We start from the raw sequence: 21,516 nt of genomic DNA, 5'->3' as shown, positions 1-21,516 counted from the left end.
CCTAGGGGGGTGCGCGGGCGCGCACGCCCCTCCCACAATCCGGCTTTGACGACCGACTCGGACGCGAGACACCAGGGGGCCGCGAACACGCCGCGCCGAAGGCGCGGCCAAAGACAGAGCACCGCTGCCAAAGATTCAACCGCGGGGATACGGCCAGGGATTGAAGCGACAGCGCTTACCGTCCATCGGGACCACACCGTCCGGATCGAGGGCGGCGATGTCGTTGTTCTTGGTGCCGAAGGTCTGCTGCATCATCACCGGGGCGAGCCCGCCGTCGGTCTCGCACGGCTGATGCTGGTGGTAGCCGATGGCATGGCCGACCTCGTGGTTGACCTGGTACTGCCGATAGGAACCGATATCGCCCTCGAAGGCCAGCGCACCGCGCACCCAGCGCACCTCCGAAAGCACCACCCGGCGCAGATCGGCATTGAAGCAGGAGGAATCGATCGGAATATCGAAACCGCAGGCCTTGCGCGAGGATTCGCGGGAAGCGAGCGAAATGCGGAAGTCGGGTTCGCCCCGATCGATGCGCCGGAAGGCGAATTTGGTGTCGTGCGCCCAACTCTTGGGATTGCCCAGGGTGCTGTCGACCAACTTGGCCACGGATTCGTCCCCGCCGAATCCGGAAGTGTCCACGCCGTCCTCGATTTCGACGGTGTACTTGAACTGGAACTCCGATCCGGTGCCCACCTGCGCGGTGGTCCCCGGCACCACCCGCCATGTGCCCGTACCGGTTTCGGTGAACGGTCCGCCGTCGGGCAGCGCGCCGGTCGGCAGATTCGTCGGGAAGTGGCCGTCGCCGGGCGGTGCGCCGATGATTCCCGCGGATGCCGCACGCGGGCTGAATCGTCCGAATCCCGGTGCCCCGCCTGGCATATTCGCCGGATCGGTGCCCCCGCGCACCGCGTCCACGATCACCAGCACGGTCACCACGAAAAGTACGGGAAGTGCGTAAGCACGCCAACCATAGGTGCGGATGAAACGACCGACCGCGCTCTGCTTTTTGGTATCGCGCTCGGGTCTCGGTGTGCGGGAACGACTCTCGTCGGGTGCGGTGGGATCCCAGCGGGCCCGCAGGGGTTGATAGGAACGGTCGACCACTGATTCGTACGAACCGAGCGGGTCATAGACCTCGACACCATTCTCATCCTGCGGTGGCGAACCGGATCTCCATTCGATCTCACCCTCGGCGCCGTCCCGGGCAGCGGCACCATTTCGGGTGGCTGCCCCCGTACGCACCTCGGGGCCTGGCCTTTCCACAGAGCCCGAGCCTACGGAACCGGAGGCGGCGGAGCCAGCCCGGCGGTGCGCGCTGCGTCCGCCGCCGGAGGGTCTTTCCGGTCGGTCGGTCACGTCAACCAGCGTCTCACAGGGCGCAATACCCGCGCTCCGGGCACATCCCCACGCCCGATGCCGCCCCTTTCCAGCGACCTGCAAGCAGTCGCCGTCGGTGCGACATATCTCACCGAGTGGACTGCATCTGCGGCCCCGATCAGCAGACGCGGTACAACCGGGTATCGTTCATGGGATACCCGGTGTACACCCCTATTTGCCGGGGCATCGACTGGGAGAGCCGAAAAATGACTGACCTCGTGGACCGGATGACGTCCCGCAAAACGTCCTCCGATGCCATGGCGCCGACCAAGCGCGGTACCCGGCTTCCGCGCGACGAGCGTCGTCAACAGCTACTCGCGGCCGCCAGTGAGGTGTTCGTCCAGCGCGGCTACCACGCCGCGGGTATGGACGAGATTTCGCAGTGCGCCGGAGTGAGCAAGCCGGTGCTCTATCAGCACTTCGCCAGCAAGCTCGAACTCTATTTGGCCGTGCTGCAGAACTACGTCGACATGCTGGTGTCGAGTGTGCGCCAGGCGCTGCGCTCGACCACCGACAACCGGCAGCGGGTGCGCGCCGCGGTACAGGCCTACTTCGATTTCGTCGACAACGAAATGCAGGGCTTCCGACTGGTTTTCGAATCCGATCTGATCAGCGAACCGCAGGTGCAGCGCCGGGTCGAGCAGGCCACCGAGGCCTGTGTGGACGCGGTCTTCGATCTGGTCGCCCACGATTCCGGTTTGGACCCCTACCGGGCCAGGATCCTCGCGGTCGGACTGGTCGGCACCAGTCAGTTCACCGCACGGTACTGGCTGGAGGCGGATCGGCCGATTCCGAAGGAAGAGGCGGTCGACACCACCGTCGCGCTGGCGTGGGGCGGTCTGTCGCACGTGCCGCTGCATCCGATCCACTGATCGAGCATCAAGACAGCAGAGCCCCCGCACTCACCCGAGTGCGGGGGCTCTTGCGTCGCGGTTGGGCTCACACCGCCGCGAAGCCGACGCGACCGCCGGTGGCGGCGCCGATCTCGACGTAGGCGACCTTCGAGGCCTGGATCAGGAACTTGCGGCCCTTCTCGTCGGTGAGCGCGACGACGCCGCCCTCGCCGCTCAGCGCACCGGACACCAGCGCCTCGACCTCGTCCGGGGTCTGTCCGCTGTTGATCACGAGCTCGCGCGGGCTATCCGAAATACCGATCTTGACCTCCACGGCCAACCTCCGAACCTAGAGTCCTGTGTGCTGTCGAAATCAAGGCTAATGCAGCACCCCGAAGCCGGTATCACGCCCGCCTGCGCTCAGAGCGAACAAATGCTACTTGGGCTCGATGAGCTGGATTTCCAGCTCGACCTTGACGGTATCGCTGAGCATGCCGGGCAGCGGGCCGCCGACGCCGAAATCGGTGCGCTTGATGGTGCCGCTCGCGGAGAAGCCCGCATGCCGGTCGCCGGTTCCGGCGAATACCTGGACGCCGCCCCACTCGACATCGAGGGTGACCGGCTTGGTGATCCCGCCGAGCGTGGCCTCGCCCTCGACCTCGAACGATTCGGTGATCTGGACCGGCTCGACGGCACGGAAGCTCAGGGTGGGCCGGTTGGCGACATCGAGGAAGTCGGCGGTGCGGACGTGGTTATCGCGATCGGCATTGCCGGTGTCGAAGGAGTCGAGGTAGATGGTGGCGCCGAGGGTGGCGAAACCGTTGTCGTCGACGACGAACTCGGTCTCGAACTTGTTGAAGCGGCCGCGGACCTTGGAGATGCCGAGGTGGCGGATGGTGAACTCGACCTGGGAATGCATCGCGTCCAGGGCCCAGGAACCCGGGGTGAGCGCGGTGGCGGTGGATTCAGTGGAAGATGTCATGCCATAGACCATGACCGGACCGTGGTCCGCTAGCCAGACCGCCGTTATCCTGGACCCGTCAGGGCGCGGATAACCATCCCAGGACGGGGCACGATGAAACGTATGGCACCCAATCCCTTCGCGGAATACCTCATCGCACGCCGCGCCCAATTGCGGCCGGCGGATGTGGGGCTTCCCGAGGGCGGTCGCCGCCGTACCCCGGGACTGCGCCGCGAAGAGGTCGCGGTGCGCGCCGGGGTGAGCGCCGACTATCTGGCACGGCTGGAGCAGGGCCGCGACACCAATCCGTCGGGGGCGGTCATCGATGCGCTCGCGCAGGCGCTGCTGATCGAGGGTAAGGACCGCCACCACTTCGGTTGGCTCGCCGTCACCTCGACCAACGAATCCCGCTGCCCCATCACCGAAGCCGTGGAAGAGCATCCGACGCCCGCGATCGAGACCATCCTGCGCGCACTGCATCCCACTCCGGCCTTCGTGATCGGGCGGCGGCTCAATGTGCTCGGCTGGAATCCGGCCTGGGAGGACATCGCGAAACCCGTTGGACTGCTCGACAATCCGGAGGTCGTGAATCTGGCCTGGTTCACCTTCGCGCATTCGCGCGCCAAGCAGGTGCTGCGGAACTGGGACGAGGTGGCCGATATTTTCTCGGCCGCACTGCGCCGCGCGACGATCCGCTGGCCGGGCGAGGACCGCCTACTCGAGCTGATCGACGCGCTGCTCGCCTATCCGGAGTTCGAAAGCCGTTGGCAGCCACAGCATATCGATGACCTGGTCACGGGCACGATGCGGTTCGACCACCCGGAATACGGTCATATCGATATCCCGTTCGAGGCACTGAACGCCGATAAGGATCAGTGCATCGTCGTCTGGCTCACCGACCAGGCGCAGGCGCAGTCGCCCGGCCTGCGACTGGTCCGCGCGGCGAACGAGTAATCAGATTCCCAGGACGGCCATGCGTTCGGCGTGGCTGGCCTGCATGCGCTCGAACAGCGCGGCAATGCCGTTGAGGTCACCGGTCGCGGCGAGCACCAGCTCGGTGAGTTCGTCGCGCTGGGCCATGACGTACTGCGCCTGGGTGATCGCCTCACCGAGCAGTCGCCGACCCCACAGCGTCAGCCGGTCGCGCTCGGAGCGGCTCGTCGCGACCGCGCGGCGCACCTCCTCCACCACGAATTCGGAGTGGCTGGTCTCGGCGAGCACATCCCGGACCACGGCGGAGACCTCGGGAGACAGGGCGCCGGCGATCTCGGTGTAGAAGTCGGCGGCGATACCGTCACCGACGTAGAACTTCACCATCGACTCGAGCCAGGTCGAGGGATCGGTGGAGTCGTGGTAGGCGTCCAGGGCGCGCACGAACGGCGCCATCGCGTCGAAGATGTCCACACCGCGCTCGGCCAGCGCGGACTCCAGGGTTTCGAAGTGCCGCATCTCGGCGGCGGCCATCTTCGCGACGGCAACCTTGCCACGCAGCGTCGGCGACAGCTTGGCCTCCTCGGCCAGCCGGTAGAACGCGGAGATCTCACCGTAGGCGAGCACCGCGAACAGGTCGATCACGCCCGTATCGTCGGCGGAGATGAACGAGCCGGACAACGAAACCCCTACCGCTGCAGGTGACTGTGCTCCCATGTCGACACAGCCTAGTCCCGGTCTGTTACGTGTCACCGTCATCCCGGTACATGTCGCCAGTCATCCCTGCGAACATCGGGGGCGTGGGTGTTCAGGACAGCTCGGACAGGAACTTGTCGAGATAGGTCCAGGTGGTGTCGCGCGCGGTTTCTCCGGTGAGGATGCCGAGATGACTGCCGGGCGCGGTTTCGTAACGAACGGACTGCGCGCCGGTGAGGAGGCGCTGTCCGGCGGCCACCGCGGCGGCCGGGGTGATGACATCGGCGGGTCCGCCGACCAGCAGTACCGGCGCGGTCACCGCCGCCAATTCGATGCGGCGCTTGCCGAGCTTCACGACACCGCGGCCGATGTCGTTGTTCAGGATCAGGCGGCCCCACAGCTGGCCGTAGAAGCGGCCGGGATAGCCGGGCATCTCGGACATGAATCGGTCGATGGACTCCATCTTGGCCAGGGTTTCGGTGCGCGCGATATTGCTCGCGACGAACCAGGGACGGGTGAGTTCGCGGTCCCATGCGGTGACCTTGTAGGCGATTCGGGTCAGCGTGGCCGGAATGCCACCCGCCGCACGCACCGCGGTCGAGGTGGCGATGCCGCCGGTCAGCTTGGCCACCGCACGCACCTGCGGAATGCCGGTCATCTTGTCGTAGTCCAGCGGCGAGCCGACCGCCGTGATGGAGCGGATCGGCAGTTCGGGGTGCGCGGCCGCGGTCAGCAGTGCGAGGGTGCCGCCGATGGACCAGCCGAGCAGATCGACCGGACGGCCGTCGCGATCGGCGGAGGTGCGCAGGATCGACTCCGGCAGGATGTCGTCGATCCAGGTCTCGAAGCCCATCCGCCGGTCGTCGAAGGTGATTTCGCCGTAGTCGACGACGTAGGGCGCCCGGCCCGTCTCCAGCAGGAATCGGGCCAGGCTCTGATCCGGGCGCAGATCGAAGCAGCTGGCGGGCGCGGCCAGCGGCGGCACCAGCAGCACCGCCGAATCCGTTGCGGCAGCGGCGGATCCGGTACCCTCGAAGCGACGCAGCTGCCGATGCGGTTCGTCCCACAGCATCGTCGACGGGGCGGGATCCGGCGCCTCGACGCCCTGGCCGAAGGTCAGCGCCCAGGCATTGCGCGCCGCGATGGTGACCGTGTCGGTGAAACTCACATCAAGAATCTCTCATATCGCGTTACCGACGGTAACAGGCAACTCCGATTTGCGGGCAATCGTGCACCGCTCAGCCCCGGGTCATACCGATCGGATTGAGCGGCGGCACGACACTCTGCTGAACGCGCTTCGTCAACGGTTCGAGCAAGTAGGTCAGCTCGGCGATGGTGTCCTGCGACATCGCCGCCAATGCGCCGTTCCAGGCCGCCTCGTCGGTGTCGGCCTCCACTCGTTCGAGCAATTCGGCGCCGGAGCCGGTCAGCTCCGGACTGATGGGCTCCCCGACGATCAAACCCCTGGCGCGCAACTCGTCGGCGATATCGGACCATTCCCGCTCCGACCAGCCACGCGCGGGCCGCATCACCGATTCGGGCGACTTACCGGCCGCCACCTGCAGCACCAGCGCCTGCGATCCGGACAGACCGTGGGCAACCAGAGCCGCGACATGGCCGTCGCCGCGATGTTCGCGCAGCGTGGTCGTGAGCTGCCACAGCGCGGCCACCGGATCGGCCGACAGCGCCAATTCCGCATTCGCCGCGTACAACGGGCGGCCGGTCGGATCGGCCGTGCGCGCCACCGGTTCGAGCAATTCGGCGGCACGGGCGCAATCGGCGTCACCGGCTCCGGCTCCGCGCAACAATCCGACCGAAAAGGCGAGCCGGGCCTGCAGACATGACTCCGGCGTCGTCCGGGCCCAGGCGTCCGGCACCGCCTTGGCCACCGTATCCGGATGGAATCCGGCGAAGGTCGCCAGTACCGCACCCGCGCGCACCGCCCCGAGTGGCGCGGCCCGGAACGCGAAGTAGGTCTGCCAGAATCCGCGCAGTCCGAGCGCAACTCCGGCCTGCTTGACGTCCGCGCCGAAATACACGACATCGTGGATGGGTTCGAGAGTGTGCCAGATTCGACGCGCCAGATGAATTGCCATGTGGCGCAGCGTACGTCGACGGTCAACACACGGAAAACTGCGCATTTTGTCCGGAATTATCGACCATTTCGAGCGACCTGCAAGTAGTCGCTACGGTGGCCCACCGCTACGTCGAATTCGAGCCGTGCACAATATCACGCTACAATCTCTGCGGACAACGGAAATTTTCGTCCGTCGAGTCGCCGGATCGTACGGTCGCCCGAGTGTCGCCGACGAGGTTTTCGAAGTCCGGGAATATGTGCGCGCACCAGATCCGCATCACCCTTGCGCCGCGCCGATGTCTTCCGAGGTCAGCCGCCGAAACGACGAGCTCCCGCAGACATCAGGGCAGTGGCCGAGGTGAGTATCACAGGCGGATATGTGGTTGTCGCGGGCCGGCCGGTCCGCCCCACACCTCGTGCGCGTGTGACGCGATAACGAGGAAAGGCACGAACCTGAGCAAGATCACTGTCGAACAGGAACCTGGTCTGGCCGATACGCTACTGACCGCCGAACTGGACGAAACCCACACCGCTCCGACATTCGCCGAATTGGGGGTTCGCGATGAAATCGTGCGCGCACTCGGCGAGATCGGAATCGAACGCACCTTCGCAATTCAGGAACTGACCCTGCCGCTGGCACTCGCCGGTGAAGATCTGATCGGTCAGGCCCGCACGGGTATGGGTAAGACCTTCGGATTCGGTGTGCCGCTGCTGCACCGGATCGCCACCGCCGACACGGGGACGACCCCGCTGGACGGCACCCCGCGGGCACTGATCATCGTGCCGACGCGCGAACTCTGCATCCAGGTCACCAAGGATCTGGAGAACGCGAGCAAGTACCTGAAGAATCACCAGGGCCAGCTGCGCGTGCTCTCGATCTACGGCGGCCGCCCGTACGAGTCCCAGATCGCCGCGCTGCGCTCCGGTGTGGACGTCGTCGTCGGTACCCCCGGCCGACTCATGGATCTGGCCGATCAGGGCCATCTGATTCTCGGCAAGATCGGCGTGCTCGTCCTTGACGAGGCCGACGAAATGCTGGACCTGGGCTTCCTACCCGATATCGAACGCATTCTCGGCATGGTTCCGACGCAGCGTCAGACCATGCTCTTCTCGGCCACCATGCCGGGCCCGATCATCACCCTGGCCCGCACCTTCCTGACCAGGCCGACGCATATCCGCGCCGAGGAACCGCACGATTCCGCCGTGCACGATCGCACCGCGCAGTTCGTTTACCGGGCGCACGCACTGGACAAGAGCGAGCTGATCGCCAAGGTGCTGCAGGCCGAGAGCCGCGGCGCGACCATGGTCTTCACCCGGACCAAGCGCACCGCGCAGAAGGTCGCCGACGACCTGGCCGACCGTGGCTTCGCCGTCGGTGCCGTACACGGTGACCTCGGGCAGATCGCTCGGGAGAAGGCGCTCACCAAGTTCCGCAAGGGCGCCATCAATGTGCTGGTCGCGACCGATGTCGCGGCGCGGGGCATCGATATCGACGATGTCACCCATGTCATCAACTACCAGTGCCCGGAGGACGAGAAGACCTACGTGCACCGGATCGGGCGCACCGGCCGGGCCGGACGCACCGGTGTCGCGGTGACGCTGATCGACTGGGACGAACTCAACCGCTGGGCGGCCATCGACACCGCCCTCGGTCTCGGCATCCCGGACCCGGTGGAAACGTATTCGCGGTCCCCGCATCTGTTCTCCGACCTCGGCATTCCGGAGGGCGTCACCGGCACCATCCGCAAGCCGAAGCCGGACCGTGACGAGGACGCCGAGGTTGTCGAGCGCCCCGCCCGCGCCCCGCGCAAGCGCAATCGTCGCCGCACCCGGGCGGGTCAGCCGATCGACGGCGAAACCAGCGGCACCGAGACCGATGAAGCCGAAACCGAAACCGCCGCAGCCCCGCTCGACGATGCGGCCGACGACGAGACGGCGGATAAGCCCGCGCGTCGCCGCCGTCGTCGCCGCAGGTCCGCCGGTGCCACCGAAGACGGCACCGAGAACGGCACCGAGAACGGCACCGAGTCGAAGGACAACGGAGACAACGGAAACGGTGTGACCGCCGAGTCGGGCTCGGACAGCGATTCCGACGACGCCGAAATCACCGATCAGCCCGCGCGCCGCCGTCGCCGCCGTCGCAAGCCCGCGAGCGAAGGCGAAGCGACCGCGGACACCGCTCCCGAAACGGTGACCGCCTCGGCATAGTCGATACACAGGCGCGTCTGTCGTGGACAGGCGCGCCTGTGGCGTCTCAGCCGCGCCGACGCCAACGCGTCACCGATGCACGGTCGCGGGCGCGCGGCAACGGGTCGCCGAACGTGGAAATACCGGCAGGTAAGCGCCATTGAACGCGTCTGCGGCCGTCATACGTCGGCGGATGCCCACGCGAGACCGATCGCATCCCCCGGGCGACACGTTGTAGTCTCGCAAACGTGCTCGCACCCGAGCGGCGAACGCGCGCCGACATCATCTCCGCAGTCGCGATCGCCGTGGTCGTGGTGATCGCGGCGGCGGTGGTGTGGGCGCGCAGTGATGCCAGGGGCACCGAATCGGTGACGGCGGAACACCCGGTTTCCACTCCCGCGGCCGCCGATCAGGTTCCGACGAGCTTGCGCGAGCTGTGGCATGCGCCGGACCCCGCAGCGAACCGGGCGCTGGTGGCCGCGGGCACGGTCGTAACAGGCGAGGATGGCACGGTCACCGGACACGATCCGCGTACCGGTGCGCAAGTGTGGCACTACCGGCGCGACCTCCCCCTGTGCGGCGTGGAGTCGCAGTTCGGCACGGTGATCGCGGTCTACAAGGATCAGCGCGGATGCAGTCAGGCCACGCTGCTGGCCGGTGAGGACGGTTCGCGCCGGACCGCGCGCAGCAGCTATATGGATCCGGCCGTGCAGCTATCGGTCGACGGCACCTATGTGCTTGCCCAGGGGCCGCGGCGGCTGGAGATGTGGCGCTCGGATCTGGTGCGCACCCTCGAATACGGTTACGTCGACGCACCCGTGAACGTGAAAACCCAACCGCGCAAGGGCTGCAAGCTGATCTCGTCGAGTTCGAGCTCCACCCGGCTCGCCGTCCTCGAACGCTGCCCCGAAGATCCGACCAACCGGCTGACCGTGCTCAATCCGGCGCCGAAGGACAATACGGTGCCCGAGGAGTACGGCTCGCATGTGCTCAACGGATCCGGTGCGGACTCTCCCGACGGGCGGGTAATCGCGGTGTCCGACAACCGAATCGTGCTGTACCTGCCCGGTACGCCCGCGACCGCGACCGCCGAAGCGATTTCACCGCGGCTGGAGGTCTTCGACGGCACCGGGAATGCGCTTGTGGTGCACCAACTTTCCGCACCGCTGAGCGATAAGACGACAACCACTCGGATCAGTTCGCTGTTCCTGGTATTCACCGGCAACAGCCTGATCGCCTTGAACGCGGGCACTTTCGATCCGATCTGGGCCGCCCCCGGCGCACTCGGCAGTCCCGTCTTCATGGCGGGCCGACTACTCGTGCCGGTCGACGGAGCCATCGCAGTCCTCGATCCCACTTCGGGCACCGAGGTGTCGCGCATTCCGGTTGCCCGGCCCGGCTACGACGGCTCCCCCATCTCGCTCGCCGTCCTCGGCACAACCGTGCTGGAAAAGCGCGGCCCCGAGATCTTCGCGCTCGGCTAGCGCCTGCCCGTCCCCGGCGGTGTCGGACCCGTACTCCATGATGGAAGTCATGTCCGTACGCGACGACGCCCGACTGGTCCTGCTTCGACACGGCGAAACCACCTGGTCCAGCCAGCGGCGTCATACCGGCCGCACCGATCTGCCGCTCACCGAGCGCGGTGCGGAACAGGCCCGCGCCGCGGGCGGACTGCTCGGTGAGCTGAAGCTGCGCGACCCGCTGGTACTCACCAGTCCGCGCCAACGCGCTGTGCGCACGGCGGCGCTCGCGGGGCTCACCGATACCGTCGTCGATGACGATCTGGCCGAATGGGATTACGGCGACTACGAGGGGCAGACCTCCGCCGAGATCCGTGAGCACGATCCCGGCTGGACCATCTGGACCGGAGTCGTGCCGGGTGGCGAGACGGCCGCACAGGTCAGCGCGCGCGCCGATGGGGTGCTGGCATCGGTCGAACCCGCACTGCGGGATCGGGATATCGTGCTGGTCGGCCACGGTCATTTCTCCCGGGCGCTGATCGCCCGCTGGGCCGAGCTCGATATCCGGGAGGGGCGGCGCTTCGCGATGTCGACCGCCGCGATCACCGTGCTCGGTTACGAACACGACGACCGAACCATCCTGGCGCACAACCTAGTTCCCGCAAATCATGGAGCCGTCCTATGACTCGTCCCGGCCAGATCCGCCGTGCAACCCCCGCCGATGTACCCGCCATGGTGGGCCTGGTCGAGGATCTCGCCGAGTACGAGAAGTCCCGCGCGGAGTGCACACTCACCGCCGAGCAATTGGACGCCGCATTGTTCGGGCCGTCGCCCGCGGTTTTCGCCCATGTCGTCGAGGACGAGACCGGTGTGGTCGGCTGTGCGATCTGGTTCCTGAACTACTCCACCTGGACCGGCGTACACGGCATCTACCTGGAGGACCTGTACGTCAAACCGGAGACCCGCGGCAAGGGTTACGGCAAGGCGCTGCTGGCCGCCCTCGCCGAGGAGGCCGCCGCCAACGGCTACAGCCGGGTCGACTGGGCCGTGCTGACCTGGAATACGCCCGCGATCGAGTTCTACAAATCCATCGACGCCAAACCACAGGACCAGTGGGTCGGCTACCGGCTCACCGGCGCGGCCATCGATAAGCTCGCCGCCGAAGCCTCGTGAGCGAGCGAACCATCAATACAGCCGAGCACTCGCTCGTGCCGGAACCGAGCGCCAGCGAGGTGGAGGCGTGAGCGAGCGCAGCGAGCGAACCATCAATACAGCCGAGCACTCGCTCGTGCCGGAACCGAGCGCCAGCGAGGTGGAGGCATGAGCGAGTGAGGGTTACCGCACCCACGGATTGGCCGACCACCGCGGACGAGGCCATGGCGATTCAGGATGCGTTGCGGCCATTGGTGATTACGACCGACCCGCATCCACCGCAATTCCGCACCATCGCCGGTCTCGACTCCGCCTACGACGACGAAACCGGGATAGCCGCCGCAGCCGCCGTCGTATTGGACAGTGCCACACTGGATCCCATCGATACCGCAGTAGCGCACGGTACGGTCACCTTTCCTTACGTGCCGGGCTTGCTGTCCTTCCGTGAACTGCCCATTACCCTCGCCGCACTCGAAAAGCTCGGTACCACACCGGATCTGCTGATCTGTGATGGCCAGGGACTCGCACATCCACGCCGCTTCGGCTTGGCCTGCCACGTCGGAATCCTCACGGGCACACCGACGATCGGCGTAGCCAAGACACCGTGGGGCGACTACGCGGAGCCCGGTCCGGAACGTGGCGCGGCCAGCGATATCACGATGGACGGCGAAGTCGTCGGTCGGGCGCTGCGCACCCGACGCGGCGTCAAACCGGTCTTCGTCTCGGTCGGACATCTCATCGACCTGGGCACCGCGTGCACCCAGGTGCTCGCGCTGACCCCGCGCTACCGTCAGCCGGAAACCACCCGCCAGGCCGATCACCTGTGCCGTCAGGCATTGCGCGCAGTCACGGCCTGAATCCGGCTACTTCGATTCCGGTTCGATCCCGTAAACCTCGGCCATCCAGCGATTCGACGCGGGCGCGAACAAGAGCACCAGCGCGCCCACCACGACCAGGCCGAGCAGCGCGCCGAGCACCGGCTGATGCGAATCGGTCAGCAGCGACCAGGTAACCGGAAGCAGCAGCACCTGTGCGATCACGGCGATGGCCCGCCCCCATCGGTGCCCGAGAGAAAGTCCGATCCCGGCCGCGAGAACCGCGCCACCGAGAATGCCGAACCACGCGGCCGTGCCGTATCCGCTCGCGGCGCTCTGATCGTGCCCGAGCAGGCCACGCACGATCAGCACGATCGCCACGACCACGGCGACCGCCCCCTCCAGCCCTACCAGTCCGCCCGCGCCGCGCACCGTCGCGGGCACACCCGCCGAAACCTCGTCTTTGCCGCTGTCCGCCACGTGGCCAAGCCTAGAACGCACTCGGCGGCTTTTCGGACCGGGCCGTGCGCCGATTAGGCTGCCGAAGGTGCGGACGTTGCTGATCGTGAATCCGAATGCCACCTCGACTACGCCGGCGACGCGGGACCTGTTGGCGCACGCGTTGGAGAGCCGGACTCAGCTGACCGTCGCGCATACCCAGCACCGCGGCCACGCGGCGGAATTGGCGCAGTGGGCAGCAACCAACGAGATGGACCTGATCGTCGTGCACGGCGGCGATGGGACGGTCAACGAGACCATCAACGGCTACCTGCCGCTGCCGCAGGTCGACGACGGACAGGCCTGGCTGCCGCGCCTCGGCGTGATTCCGGGCGGCTCGGCGAATGTGTTCGCGCGCGCCCTCGGCATCTCCCCGGATCCGGTGACCGCAACCAACCAGCTCATCGACCTGCTCACCCTCGACCATGACCGCAAAATCGGCCTCGGCCTCGCCGATGACCGCTGGTTCGGCTTCAGCGCGGGCGTCGGCCTCGACGCGGACGTCTGCGAAGCGATCGACAACAGCCGCGCCAACGGCCATGCCGCCACCCCCAGTCGCTACGTTCGCACCACTGTCCGACAGTTTTTCAAGTCGAAGCGCAAGGAGCCGAGCGTCCGGATCGAGATCCCTGGCTTCGACCCCATCAGTGAGGTCCATTACGCCTTCGTAACGAACGCGAGCCCGTGGACCTACCTGAACGCCACCCCGGTGCACACCAACCCGGGCACGGCCTTCGAAACCGGTCTCGGCGTGTTTGCCGTGCGGTCGATGTCGGTGGTCTCCACCCTGCTGCTCGCCAGGCAGCTTCTCGCGGCCAATGGAAATCCCAAGTCGCGCAACCTATTTCGCGAGGACGATGTGCCGTCCGTACACATCGAGGCCAGCGAGCCGATCGGCCTGCAAATCGATGGCGACTTTATCGGAAAACGCAACATGGTGGATTTCACAGCCGTGCCGGACGTGCTCGAGGTCGTCGCTCCACGCCCGAAATGAGCACGAAACGCGCGAAAAAACTCGGTGTTGTGCTGCGAAAACCGGGTAGAGCGAGTACAAAGGACCGGGCAGGTTCCCCAAGGGGTTCCTTGAGAGCGTGAGCTTCCCCACGGTGCACCGGATACCTATTGACATCTACGGTGTTCGTGAAAGCATTCACAAGCAACCGTGCGGAAACATTCGAGTCGCACAAGTGAACGATCCACAAACCGTAGGCGCCTTTGCGGCGCCCAGCAAAGGAGCAGAGGAATGGACTGGCGCCACAAGGCCATCTGTCGCGATGAGGACCCCGAGCTGTTCTTCCCGGTGGGTAACAGTGGTCCGGCGCTCGCGCAGATTGCCGATGCCAAGCTGGTCTGCGCTCGCTGCCCCGTTACCGCTGACTGCCTGTCCTGGGCCCTGAAGTCCGGGCAGGATGCCGGCGTGTGGGGTGGTATGAGCGAAGACGAGCGTCGGGCGCTCAAACGGCGCAACGCCCGGACGCGCACCCGCACCGTCGTCTAGTTAGGACGACCAGCGTTACCGGACCTATCAGCCCGGCCCGGTAACGCAGTCAAGCCCGGCACTCAGGTGCCGGGCTATTTTGTGCCCGTGTCTAATTGGCCGCGCCTGCGGCGGGGCGTGTTCGCGGCCTCTGCTGTCTCGCGGCCGACCATTTCGAGCGACCTGCAAGCAGTCCCTAGCGGCGCCGTCGAGACTCGCGCCTGCGGCGCATGCGCTTCGACGACTCGGCCGCGAGACGGGCCGCGAACGTCGCTCGCAAGACTCGCTCCGTGGGGTCATTTACCCACGGAAAGCTGAATCTTATTGTTTACCAATCGAGTTCGTGATGCTTCAGCGTCCCGATCGGCGCCCCAGCGGGACCCGTAGCACCGCATCCGTACCGATGTCGGCGCCTGGATGTAAACCGATGGAACCGCCGAGTTCCGCCGTCACCAGGGTGCGCACGATCTGCAGGCCGAGGCGGTCGGAGGATTCCAGGCTGAAACCCGGCGGCAGGCCGCGACCGTCGTCGCTGATGATCACGTCCAGCCAGCGTGCCGAACGCTCGGAACGGATTGTCACCGTGCCGTTTTCGCCGGAATCGAAGGCATGCTCGATGGCGTTCTGCACCAGTTCGGTCAGCACCATTACCAGCGGGGTGGCGCGTTCGGCGGAGAACACGCCGAGCGAACCAGCCCGGCGCACTTTGATTCTCGCGGTGTGCACGGTCGCGACATCGGCCATGATCGGCAGCAGCCGGTCCACCACCTCGTCGAGATCGACCTCTTCATCCACCGACATCGACAGCATTTCGTGCACCGAGGCGATCGAGGTGACCCGGCGCACGGATTCGGTCAGTGCGACCTGCGCCTCCTCGTTCTCGGTGCGGCGCGCCTGCAACCGCAACAGCGCGGCGACGGTCTGCAGATTGTTCTTCACCCGGTGGTGGATCTCCCGGATGGTCGCGTCCTTGCTGAGCAGTGCGCGGTCGCGGCGCTTGACCTCGGTGACGTCACGGACCAGCACCGCGGCCCCGGCCAGTTCCCCGTGCGGGCGCAACACGAGGGTGCGCAGCAGCACGGTGGCACCACGCGCCTCGACTTCCATGCGGCGCCCGGTACGGCCCGCCAGGGCGGCCTGGATATCGCCGACGACCTCCTGGGCGTCGAACGGATCGGTGATCAGCGACCGGGTGGTGACGGCCAGATCCTGACCGGCCAGATCCGACTGCAGCCCCATCCGGTGATACGCCGACAGTGCGTTCGGACTTGCGTAGACGACGATGCCCTCGGTATCGAGCCGGATGAAGCCGTCGCCCGCGCGCGGACTGGAGTGCGTCGCGGCGCGGTCTTCGGTGGTCGGGAAGGTGCCGTCGGCGATCATCTGGCACAGATCGTCGGCGCAGGCGACATAGGCGATCTCCAGCGTGCTGCGCACCCGCGAGCGCTGCAGATCGGTATCGCGGCTGAGTACCGCGATGACATCGTCGCCGCAGCGCACCGGAATGGCCTCGCGGAAGGCGTGTACCGGATGCGGATGGTAGACGCCCTCGGCCTCGATATCGCTGTCCGCGCGCACGATCTTGCCGGTCGTCAGCGCGTCGAAAACCTGCGGATGATCGGTCTGCGAGGCAGTTCCGCCGACCCGATCCTCCGGATGGACGGTAGGCGCGGTCGTCGGGCGGCATTGTGCGACGCAGACGATATCGGCGCCGTCGGTGATCGGTCCCGCACCGACCCACAGCAGCAGATCCGCGAAGGACAGATCGGCGAGCAGCTGCCAATCGCCGACCACCCGCTGCAGATGGTCCACGGCGACGCCGGGTAGGTCGGTGTGTTCGGCCAGCAGCTCACTCAGTGTCGCCATTTTCGATCTACCCGCTTCAGAAGTTAAGAGATGACGGCGATCAGGTGCCCGGCCTTGATCGCGTCGCCCTCTTTGACGCCGATCGAGGTCACCGTGCCACCGCTCTCGGCGAGCACCGGAATCTCCATTTTCATCGACTCGAGGATCACCAGGGTGTCGCCCTCGTGTACCTCGTCACCCTCGGCAACGACAACCTGCTGCACGACCGACACCAGCTCCGAGAGCACTTCCTCCGCCATGACACCCCATCCACTCGTTCGCCCGTATCCGCTGAAGCTACAGCCAACCACACATGAAACAATGGCCTTCAATCAGAAGGGAGACTACCTATGGGTAAGCGTGGTCGTAAGAAGCGCAGCCGCAAGGGAAGCGCGGCCAACCACGGCAAGCGTCCTAACGCCTGAGCCGTAACAGACGAAAAACACCGAGGGCCAAGATCTTCCGCAAGGCACTCGGTGTTTTTTCTGTCTCCGGAACTACTCGGTGGTCTCGACCCGGGTGACCGTGACGGATCGGCGGATCTCCAGGCTCAGCCGATCGCGCAGCGAATCCGGCGCCCGATCGCCGCCGCACTTACGGCTCAGCAGGCTCTTGACCTTCTCCTCGATGCCGTAGGCCTCGATGCACGGTGAGCAGTGATCCATGTGGTGCTGCAGCCGGGCCCGGGTGGCATCGTCACATTCACCGTCGAGCATGAGCCAGACGTCGGCGAGCACAGCCGTGCAGTCCAACTCCATATCGGGGTCACGCTCCGTACTCACTGCTTGACCTCCTGGCGTTCCGCGCCGTTGCGGTTGAATCCACGTTCGCGCGCCACATCGGCGAGCAATCCTTTGAGCTGCTTGCGGCCGCGATGCAGCCGGGACATCACCGTACCGATGGGGGTGCCCATGATGTCGGCGATTTCCTTATATGGGAAACCCTCGACATCGGCGTAGTACACCGCCATCCGGAATTCCTCCGGCAGCTCCTGCAGTGCGGCCTTGATGTCGTCGTCCGGCAGCGCGTCCAGCGCCTCCACCTCGGCCGAACGCAGCCCGGTCGAGGTGTGCTCGGCGGTGGCGGCGAGCTGCCAGTCGGTGATCTCGTCGGTCGGATACTGCGCGGGCTGGCGCTGCTTCTTGCGGTAGGAGTTGATGTAGGTGTTGGTCAGGATCCGGTAGAGCCAAGCACGCAGATTGGTGCCCTCTTTGAACGATTTGAAGCCCTGGAACGCCTTGACGTAGGTCTCCTGCACCAAATCCTCGGCATCGGCCGGATTCCGGGTCATGCGCAGCGCGGCACCGTAGAGCTGGTCGAGCAACGGGAGCGCATCACGCTCGAACCGCTGCACCAGCTCGGTATCGTCGACCGCGGCGCCGACCGCACCGTCGGTCACCACGTCATCGTCGCTAGTCACACCAATCCCTTCGATCGCCGTACCTGCCAAATCTACAGGCGTGGCCAGATCGAGTGAGAACTGAGAGTCCCTCTGCGACGTCACCGGGCGTTCTTCGAGCAGAACGGGCACCGACCTCTCCTTCGCGTCGTACAACCGCCGTGCGGCTTCCGTATCGCATGCAACATGTCCGCGCCCGACTGTGTTCCCATAGCGAACTCCCCGCACAGAAAGCGCCTTGCCGACCGCCATTAGGGTGACCGGCATGGCAGGAGCCTCGACCCCGGCGATCCGCACCTTGGCCAAGGCCGGTGTGGCCCACCGCGTACACGCGTACAAGCACGATCCGCGCGCCGACTCCTACGGCACCGAAGCAGTCGGCGCACTCGCCGCCGAGGTCGGGGTGACGGCGGCGCAGATCTTCAAGACACTGGTGATCGAATTGTCGACCGGCGCGCTCGCGGTCGCGGTCCTGCCGGTGCCGAATACCTTGTCGCTCAAGGCTGCCGCCGCGGCGCTCGGCGCGCCCAAGGCGGCGATGGCGGACAAGGCGAAGGCCGAGCGAATCACCGGTTACGTGCTCGGCGGCATTTCCCCGCTCGGCCAGCGCAAGCTGCTGCCCACCGTGGTCGATGCCTCGGCATTGGCCTGGGACCGCATGCTTTGCAGTGCGGGACGGCGCGGACTCGAGATCGAATTGGCACCGGCGGATCTGGTCCGGCTCACCGACGCGGTAACCGCACCAGTCACATCAGTATAATTCAGCACCAAACCAGCAATATCTGTGCGTTACTGAACGGGCCCAGATCGTCCGACTCGAGGATGTGATGCGAAATGTCCACGCGCCAGCGATTGTGCAGCACCCTGATCGTCACTCTGTTCGGAGTTCTCCTGCTCACCACCGGCCCGGTCGCGCTGCTAGCGCCTACGGCCACCGCCGCACCTGGCAGCCCACTGGTGATCGACGTCAACGACTTCCCGTTCGACGAGCATGTCGTTGACGATGGGCCGAACAAGAACAGCAGCCCGACGAAGGATGAGCGGGCCGACAAGGCCGAGAAGTTGGGCGGCGGCGTCGCCGGCAAGGTCATCGACCTGGGCGGCGGCGTCGCTCGCAAGGTCATCGACCTGGGCGGCGGTATCGCCAAGTGCGCGCTGAATATCGTGACGAACAGCGTGAAGTGCCAGCTCTGAGTCGATGAACGGCGGCCGGGCGATCACAGCAAGCTGATCTGCCCGGCCTTTTCCGTACCGGCCCGAGAGTCCAACGGCGCCAACAACTCCGGACCGTTATTGCGCACGCTGTTGACCAGCGATGAGACCGGACGCGCCACAATGGCCGCCACCGATTCGGCGCTCGGCGTCTCGAGCAGTGCGCCCGGTGCCGGATGATCCGGATCCAGCCAGGCCGCCCAATTCTCCTGCGGCATGGGTAGCGGCATCCGGTCGTGGATGCGGGTGAGCTCGCCGACGGCGTCGGTGGTCAGGATGGTGCAGGACAGTAGCGGTTCGCTCTCCTGCAGCGAGCGGTCCCGCCATACCGACCACAATCCGGCCATATACAGCCGTGAGCCATCGGCATTCGCCATGAAGTACGGATGTTTCGCAACCTTGCCCTTGGCCCCGGCATCCGGTTCGACCAACCACTCGTACCAGCCGTCCATCGGAACCAGACAGCGGCGATACTTCACCGCATCGCGGAACGATGGCGTGGTCGTGGCCTTATCAGCGCGGGCATTGAACAGTGGTTTGCCCTTGACCGGCACGCCCGGTTCGGCGGCCTTGGTCCAGACCGGGATCAGGCCCCAGCGCATCCGCCGAACGCGCAACTTGGGGTTGTCGTCCGGGTGGCCGTGCTCATGGCGCTCCACCACGGTCAGCACCTGGGTGGTCGGCGCGACGTTGTAGTTCGCGGAACCGCCGTTGTCAGCGGTCGGTGTCTCGTCGATGGCGTCCAGTTCGGCGGCGAGCCGACCGGGATCGGTAGTTGTCGCATATCTGCCGCACATATCTCGATACTTGCACGCGGCGCCGACAGACTCGGGAAGAATTGACGGGAGGGGTGACCTGGTGAGAGTTGTGGCATAGCATCATCTCAGAGAATGGTCGTTAACTTATCTCGGCAAGAGGAGAGACCAACCGTGACAACCATCGAGACCACCCCAGCGGCGCCGGACACGGCGCTGACATCGGTCGATCCGGCCACCGGAGAGGTCATCGCCACCCATACCATCGCGGATGCGGATGCCGTGCGCGCCGCCGTCGCCAAGGCCCGTACCGCCGCCGCCACCTGGGGCGGACTGAGCTTCGACGAGCGACGCAAACATCTGCTGCGCTGGTCGAGCCAGTTGGTCGCGGACTCCGCGGAGTTCACCGCGCTCATCCACAAGGAGAACGGCAAACCACTCGACGACGCGTTCCTGGAGTTGATGCTCGCGCTCGAGCACATCGCCTGGGCGGCCAAGCACGCCAAGAAGGTGCTGTCGCCGAAGAAGATCTCCCCCGGCGCGTTGATGGCGAACTTCTCCGCGCGATTGGAGCAGCGCCCGCTCGGTGTCATCGGCGTGATCGGCCCGTGGAACTATCCGGTCTACACCCCGAACGGCTCCATCGCCTACGCCCTGGCCGCGGGCAATACCGTGGTCTTCAAGCCGAGCGAATTCTCCACCGGCATCGGCAATTTCCTCTCCGATGCGTTCAAGAAGGCCAATCCGGAACTGCCCGAAGGCGTCTTCGAGACCGTCAATGGTTACGGCGCGACCGGCGCCGCGCTGGTTCAGGCCGGGGTGGACAAGATCGCGTTCACCGGCTCCACCGCGACCGGCAAGAAGATCATGGCCGCGGCCGCCGAATCGCTGACCCCGGTGCTGCTGGAATGCGGCGGTAAGGATGCGGTGATCGTCGCGGGCGATGCCGATGTGAAGGCCGCGGCCGATGCGGTCGCCTGGGGCGCCACCGCCAACAGTGGCCAGACCTGCGCCGGTGTGGAGCGGGTTTATGTGGACCGCTCGGTGCGCGACGACTTCGTCGCCGAGGTCGAGCGCATCCTGAAGGACATCAAGCCGGGCTCGGACGCCGATGCGGCCTACGGTCCGATGACCATGCCCAGCCAGATCGATATCGTGCGTCGCCATATCGACGACGCGCTGAAGAACGGCGGCACCGCGGTACTCGGCGGGCCGGAGTCGGTCAAGGGTCCGTTCATCGAGCCGGTCGTACTCGTCGATGTGGACGAGAACTCCGAGGCCGTGGCCGAGGAGACCTTCGGCCCGACCGTCACCATTCGCACGGTGGACGGCGTCGACGAGGCGGTCGAGCTGGCGAACAAGTCCAAATACGGCCTGTCCTCGGCGGTCTACTCGAAGAAGAACGGCCTGGAGATCGCGCGCAGGCTGCGCGTCGGCGCGACCTCGGTGAACTCGGTGCTGGCCTTCGCCGCCATCGCGGGACTGCCCTTCGGCGGTGTCGGCGACTCCGGAATCGGGCGCATCCACGGCGAGCCCGGCCTGCGCGAATTCGCCCGGCCGCATTCGATCGCGGTGCAGCGCTTCGCGATTCCCGGCATGGCACTGCTCAGCTACTCGCGGACCCAGTCCACCATGAAGCTGCTGCGTCGCCTGGTCCCGATCCTGCACGGACGTCACAAGTAGGTTCGCCATGGGCTCGCGCGTCGGGCGAGCCCACGCACACTGCCGACCACAACAGAGCGAGTCTGCATCGGGCGAGCCCACGCACACTGCCGACCACAACAGAGCGAGTCTGCATCGGGCGAGCCCACGCACACTGCCGACCACAACAGAGCGAGTCTGCAT

General features: G+C 66.1%; 25 protein-coding genes. 13 read left to right on the top strand and 12 right to left on the bottom strand.

Features of this window, described 5'->3' with window-relative positions; genetic code table 11:
• Positions 1-135: 135 nt before the first annotated feature.
• Positions 136-1,260 (bottom strand): DUF3152 domain-containing protein, encoded by a 1,125-nt coding sequence (locus ACIBW7_RS42890; protein WP_397056871.1) that lies wholly within the window; start codon positions 1,258-1,260, stop codon positions 136-138.
• A gap of 320 nt (positions 1,261-1,580) precedes the next feature.
• On the opposite strand from ACIBW7_RS42890, the gene ACIBW7_RS42885 reads away from it, so the two are divergent.
• Entirely contained in the window at positions 1,581-2,246 is a 666-nt protein-coding gene (locus tag ACIBW7_RS42885) for a TetR/AcrR family transcriptional regulator (RefSeq protein WP_063041158.1), read from the top strand.
• Positions 2,247-2,313: 67 nt separating this feature from the next.
• Here the strand turns inward: ACIBW7_RS42885 and ACIBW7_RS42880 are convergent, their stop codons facing one another.
• A complete protein-coding gene (locus ACIBW7_RS42880) occupies positions 2,314-2,541 on the bottom strand; it encodes a DUF3107 domain-containing protein (RefSeq protein WP_062984284.1) in 228 nt (75 codons plus the stop codon).
• Positions 2,542-2,643: 102 nt separating this feature from the next.
• Entirely contained in the window at positions 2,644-3,189 is a 546-nt protein-coding gene (locus ACIBW7_RS42875) for a YceI family protein (protein WP_397056868.1), read from the bottom strand.
• Between the two features lie 102 nt (positions 3,190-3,291).
• On the opposite strand from ACIBW7_RS42875, the gene ACIBW7_RS42870 reads away from it, so the two are divergent.
• Positions 3,292-4,122 carry a helix-turn-helix transcriptional regulator gene (locus ACIBW7_RS42870; protein WP_397056866.1) on the top strand — a complete coding sequence of 277 codons (831 nt, stop codon included), beginning with the start codon at positions 3,292-3,294 and terminating at the stop codon, positions 4,120-4,122.
• Here the strand turns inward: ACIBW7_RS42870 and ACIBW7_RS42865 are convergent, their stop codons facing one another.
• From ACIBW7_RS42865 to ACIBW7_RS42855, 3 genes are all read right to left on the bottom strand, one after another.
• Entirely contained in the window at positions 4,123-4,815 is a 693-nt protein-coding gene (locus tag ACIBW7_RS42865) for a ferritin-like fold-containing protein (RefSeq protein WP_397056864.1), read from the bottom strand. It lies immediately after the preceding gene.
• A gap of 91 nt (positions 4,816-4,906) precedes the next feature.
• A complete protein-coding gene (locus ACIBW7_RS42860; protein WP_397056863.1) occupies positions 4,907-5,962 on the bottom strand; it encodes an alpha/beta fold hydrolase in 1,056 nt (351 codons plus the stop codon).
• Positions 5,963-6,032: 70 nt separating this feature from the next.
• Positions 6,033-6,890 (bottom strand): hypothetical protein, encoded by an 858-nt coding sequence (locus tag ACIBW7_RS42855; RefSeq protein WP_397056861.1) that lies wholly within the window; start codon positions 6,888-6,890, stop codon positions 6,033-6,035.
• A 413-nt stretch (positions 6,891-7,303) separates the two neighbouring features.
• Here ACIBW7_RS42855 and ACIBW7_RS42850 point away from each other — a divergent pair, with 413 nt between their 5' ends.
• The 5 genes from ACIBW7_RS42850 (at position 7,304) to ACIBW7_RS42830 (ending at position 12,527) form a co-directional block, all read left to right on the top strand.
• The gene (locus ACIBW7_RS42850; protein ID WP_397056875.1) at positions 7,304-9,079 is read left to right on the top strand and encodes a DEAD/DEAH box helicase; all 1,776 of its coding nucleotides are present in this window, start codon (positions 7,304-7,306) and stop codon (positions 9,077-9,079) included.
• 227 nt (positions 9,080-9,306) lie between these two features.
• Positions 9,307-10,542 (top strand): hypothetical protein, encoded by a 1,236-nt coding sequence (locus ACIBW7_RS42845; RefSeq protein WP_397056859.1) that lies wholly within the window; start codon positions 9,307-9,309, stop codon positions 10,540-10,542.
• A gap of 49 nt (positions 10,543-10,591) precedes the next feature.
• Positions 10,592-11,203 (top strand): acid phosphatase, encoded by a 612-nt coding sequence (locus tag ACIBW7_RS42840; RefSeq protein ID WP_397056857.1) that lies wholly within the window; start codon positions 10,592-10,594, stop codon positions 11,201-11,203.
• Positions 11,200-11,691: a GNAT family N-acetyltransferase gene (locus tag ACIBW7_RS42835; RefSeq protein ID WP_397056855.1), complete on the top strand. Its 492-nt coding sequence runs from the start codon at positions 11,200-11,202 to the stop codon at positions 11,689-11,691. The genes ACIBW7_RS42840 and ACIBW7_RS42835 overlap by 4 nt, the downstream gene beginning before the upstream one ends.
• A gap of 155 nt (positions 11,692-11,846) precedes the next feature.
• Positions 11,847-12,527: an endonuclease V gene (locus ACIBW7_RS42830; RefSeq protein WP_397056853.1), complete on the top strand. Its 681-nt coding sequence runs from the start codon at positions 11,847-11,849 to the stop codon at positions 12,525-12,527.
• Between the two features lie 6 nt (positions 12,528-12,533).
• Here the strand turns inward: ACIBW7_RS42830 and ACIBW7_RS42825 are convergent, their stop codons facing one another.
• Entirely contained in the window at positions 12,534-12,965 is a 432-nt protein-coding gene (locus ACIBW7_RS42825) for a hypothetical protein (protein ID WP_397056851.1), read from the bottom strand.
• 67 nt (positions 12,966-13,032) lie between these two features.
• Between ACIBW7_RS42825 and ACIBW7_RS42820 the strand changes: the two genes are divergently transcribed.
• Complete coding sequence (locus ACIBW7_RS42820) at positions 13,033-13,977, top strand: diacylglycerol/lipid kinase family protein (protein ID WP_397056873.1); 945 nt, start codon at positions 13,033-13,035, stop codon at positions 13,975-13,977.
• 249 nt (positions 13,978-14,226) lie between these two features.
• Positions 14,227-14,481, top strand: a complete 255-nt coding sequence (locus ACIBW7_RS42815) for a WhiB family transcriptional regulator (protein ID WP_011211115.1) — start codon at positions 14,227-14,229, stop codon at positions 14,479-14,481.
• A gap of 330 nt (positions 14,482-14,811) precedes the next feature.
• Here ACIBW7_RS42815 and ACIBW7_RS42810 read toward each other — a convergent pair whose 3' ends face one another.
• Both ACIBW7_RS42810 and ACIBW7_RS42805 read right to left on the bottom strand, forming a co-directional pair.
• Positions 14,812-16,326 carry a sensor histidine kinase gene (locus ACIBW7_RS42810; RefSeq protein ID WP_397056849.1) on the bottom strand — a complete coding sequence of 505 codons (1,515 nt, stop codon included), beginning with the start codon at positions 16,324-16,326 and terminating at the stop codon, positions 14,812-14,814.
• A 23-nt stretch (positions 16,327-16,349) separates the two neighbouring features.
• Positions 16,350-16,565, bottom strand: a complete 216-nt coding sequence (locus tag ACIBW7_RS42805) for a biotin/lipoyl-binding carrier protein (RefSeq protein ID WP_040694864.1) — start codon at positions 16,563-16,565, stop codon at positions 16,350-16,352.
• A gap of 90 nt (positions 16,566-16,655) precedes the next feature.
• Between ACIBW7_RS42805 and ACIBW7_RS42800 the strand changes: the two genes are divergently transcribed.
• Positions 16,656-16,730: a 50S ribosomal protein bL37 gene (locus tag ACIBW7_RS42800; protein ID WP_095887907.1), complete on the top strand. Its 75-nt coding sequence runs from the start codon at positions 16,656-16,658 to the stop codon at positions 16,728-16,730.
• A 72-nt stretch (positions 16,731-16,802) separates the two neighbouring features.
• On the opposite strand, the gene rsrA is transcribed toward ACIBW7_RS42800, so the two are convergent.
• Both rsrA and ACIBW7_RS42790 read right to left on the bottom strand, forming a co-directional pair.
• Complete coding sequence (rsrA, locus tag ACIBW7_RS42795) at positions 16,803-17,063, bottom strand: mycothiol system anti-sigma-R factor (RefSeq protein WP_040694865.1); 261 nt, start codon at positions 17,061-17,063, stop codon at positions 16,803-16,805.
• Positions 17,064-17,083: 20 nt separating this feature from the next.
• Positions 17,084-17,725, bottom strand: coding sequence for a sigma-70 family RNA polymerase sigma factor (locus tag ACIBW7_RS42790; RefSeq protein WP_040694886.1), 642 nt, complete (start codon positions 17,723-17,725; stop codon positions 17,084-17,086).
• A 244-nt stretch (positions 17,726-17,969) separates the two neighbouring features.
• Here ACIBW7_RS42790 and ybaK point away from each other — a divergent pair, with 244 nt between their 5' ends.
• Complete coding sequence (gene ybaK, locus ACIBW7_RS42785) at positions 17,970-18,464, top strand: Cys-tRNA(Pro) deacylase (RefSeq protein WP_397056846.1); 495 nt, start codon at positions 17,970-17,972, stop codon at positions 18,462-18,464.
• Positions 18,465-18,538: 74 nt separating this feature from the next.
• Positions 18,539-18,898: a hypothetical protein gene (locus ACIBW7_RS42780; protein WP_397056844.1), complete on the top strand. Its 360-nt coding sequence runs from the start codon at positions 18,539-18,541 to the stop codon at positions 18,896-18,898.
• A gap of 23 nt (positions 18,899-18,921) precedes the next feature.
• On the opposite strand, the gene ACIBW7_RS42775 is transcribed toward ACIBW7_RS42780, so the two are convergent.
• Positions 18,922-19,713 (bottom strand): SOS response-associated peptidase, encoded by a 792-nt coding sequence (locus tag ACIBW7_RS42775; RefSeq protein WP_397056842.1) that lies wholly within the window; start codon positions 19,711-19,713, stop codon positions 18,922-18,924.
• A 93-nt stretch (positions 19,714-19,806) separates the two neighbouring features.
• Between ACIBW7_RS42775 and ACIBW7_RS42770 the strand changes: the two genes are divergently transcribed.
• Positions 19,807-21,354, top strand: a complete 1,548-nt coding sequence (locus ACIBW7_RS42770; RefSeq protein ID WP_397056840.1) for an aldehyde dehydrogenase family protein — start codon at positions 19,807-19,809, stop codon at positions 21,352-21,354.
• Positions 21,355-21,516: the final 162 nt, after the last annotated feature.

The sequence above is a fragment of the Nocardia sp. NPDC049526 genome (genome assembly GCF_044465765.1).
In the GTDB taxonomy this organism is placed as follows: domain Bacteria; phylum Actinomycetota; class Actinomycetes; order Mycobacteriales; family Mycobacteriaceae; genus Nocardia.
This window is presented reverse-complemented; position numbering and strand designations above follow the sequence as displayed.

Bases quoted from the DNA above. Each gene is read 5' to 3' on its own strand.
- ACIBW7_RS42885 (WP_063041158.1), top strand. From the start codon at position 1,581: ATGACTGACCTCGTGGACCGGATGACGTCCCGCAAAACGTCCTCCGAT.
- ACIBW7_RS42875 (WP_397056868.1), bottom strand. From the start codon at position 3,189: ATGACATCTTCCACTGAATCCACCGCCACCGCGCTCACCCCGGGTTCC.
- ACIBW7_RS42870 (WP_397056866.1), top strand. From the start codon at position 3,292: ATGGCACCCAATCCCTTCGCGGAATACCTCATCGCACGCCGCGCCCAA.
- ACIBW7_RS42865 (WP_397056864.1), bottom strand. From the start codon at position 4,815: ATGGGAGCACAGTCACCTGCAGCGGTAGGGGTTTCGTTGTCCGGCTCG.
- ACIBW7_RS42855 (WP_397056861.1), bottom strand. From the start codon at position 6,890: ATGGCAATTCATCTGGCGCGTCGAATCTGGCACACTCTCGAACCCATC.
- ACIBW7_RS42840 (WP_397056857.1), top strand. From the start codon at position 10,592: ATGTCCGTACGCGACGACGCCCGACTGGTCCTGCTTCGACACGGCGAA.
- ACIBW7_RS42835 (WP_397056855.1), top strand. From the start codon at position 11,200: ATGACTCGTCCCGGCCAGATCCGCCGTGCAACCCCCGCCGATGTACCC.
- ACIBW7_RS42815 (WP_011211115.1), top strand. From the start codon at position 14,227: ATGGACTGGCGCCACAAGGCCATCTGTCGCGATGAGGACCCCGAGCTG.
- ACIBW7_RS42810 (WP_397056849.1), bottom strand. From the start codon at position 16,326: ATGGCGACACTGAGTGAGCTGCTGGCCGAACACACCGACCTACCCGGC.
- ACIBW7_RS42805 (WP_040694864.1), bottom strand. From the start codon at position 16,565: ATGGCGGAGGAAGTGCTCTCGGAGCTGGTGTCGGTCGTGCAGCAGGTT.
- rsrA (WP_040694865.1), bottom strand. From the start codon at position 17,063: ATGGAGTTGGACTGCACGGCTGTGCTCGCCGACGTCTGGCTCATGCTC.
- ybaK (WP_397056846.1), top strand. From the start codon at position 17,970: ATGGCAGGAGCCTCGACCCCGGCGATCCGCACCTTGGCCAAGGCCGGT.
- ACIBW7_RS42780 (WP_397056844.1), top strand. From the start codon at position 18,539: ATGTCCACGCGCCAGCGATTGTGCAGCACCCTGATCGTCACTCTGTTC.
- ACIBW7_RS42775 (WP_397056842.1), bottom strand. From the start codon at position 19,713: ATGTGCGGCAGATATGCGACAACTACCGATCCCGGTCGGCTCGCCGCC.
- ACIBW7_RS42770 (WP_397056840.1), top strand. From the start codon at position 19,807: ATGGTCGTTAACTTATCTCGGCAAGAGGAGAGACCAACCGTGACAACC.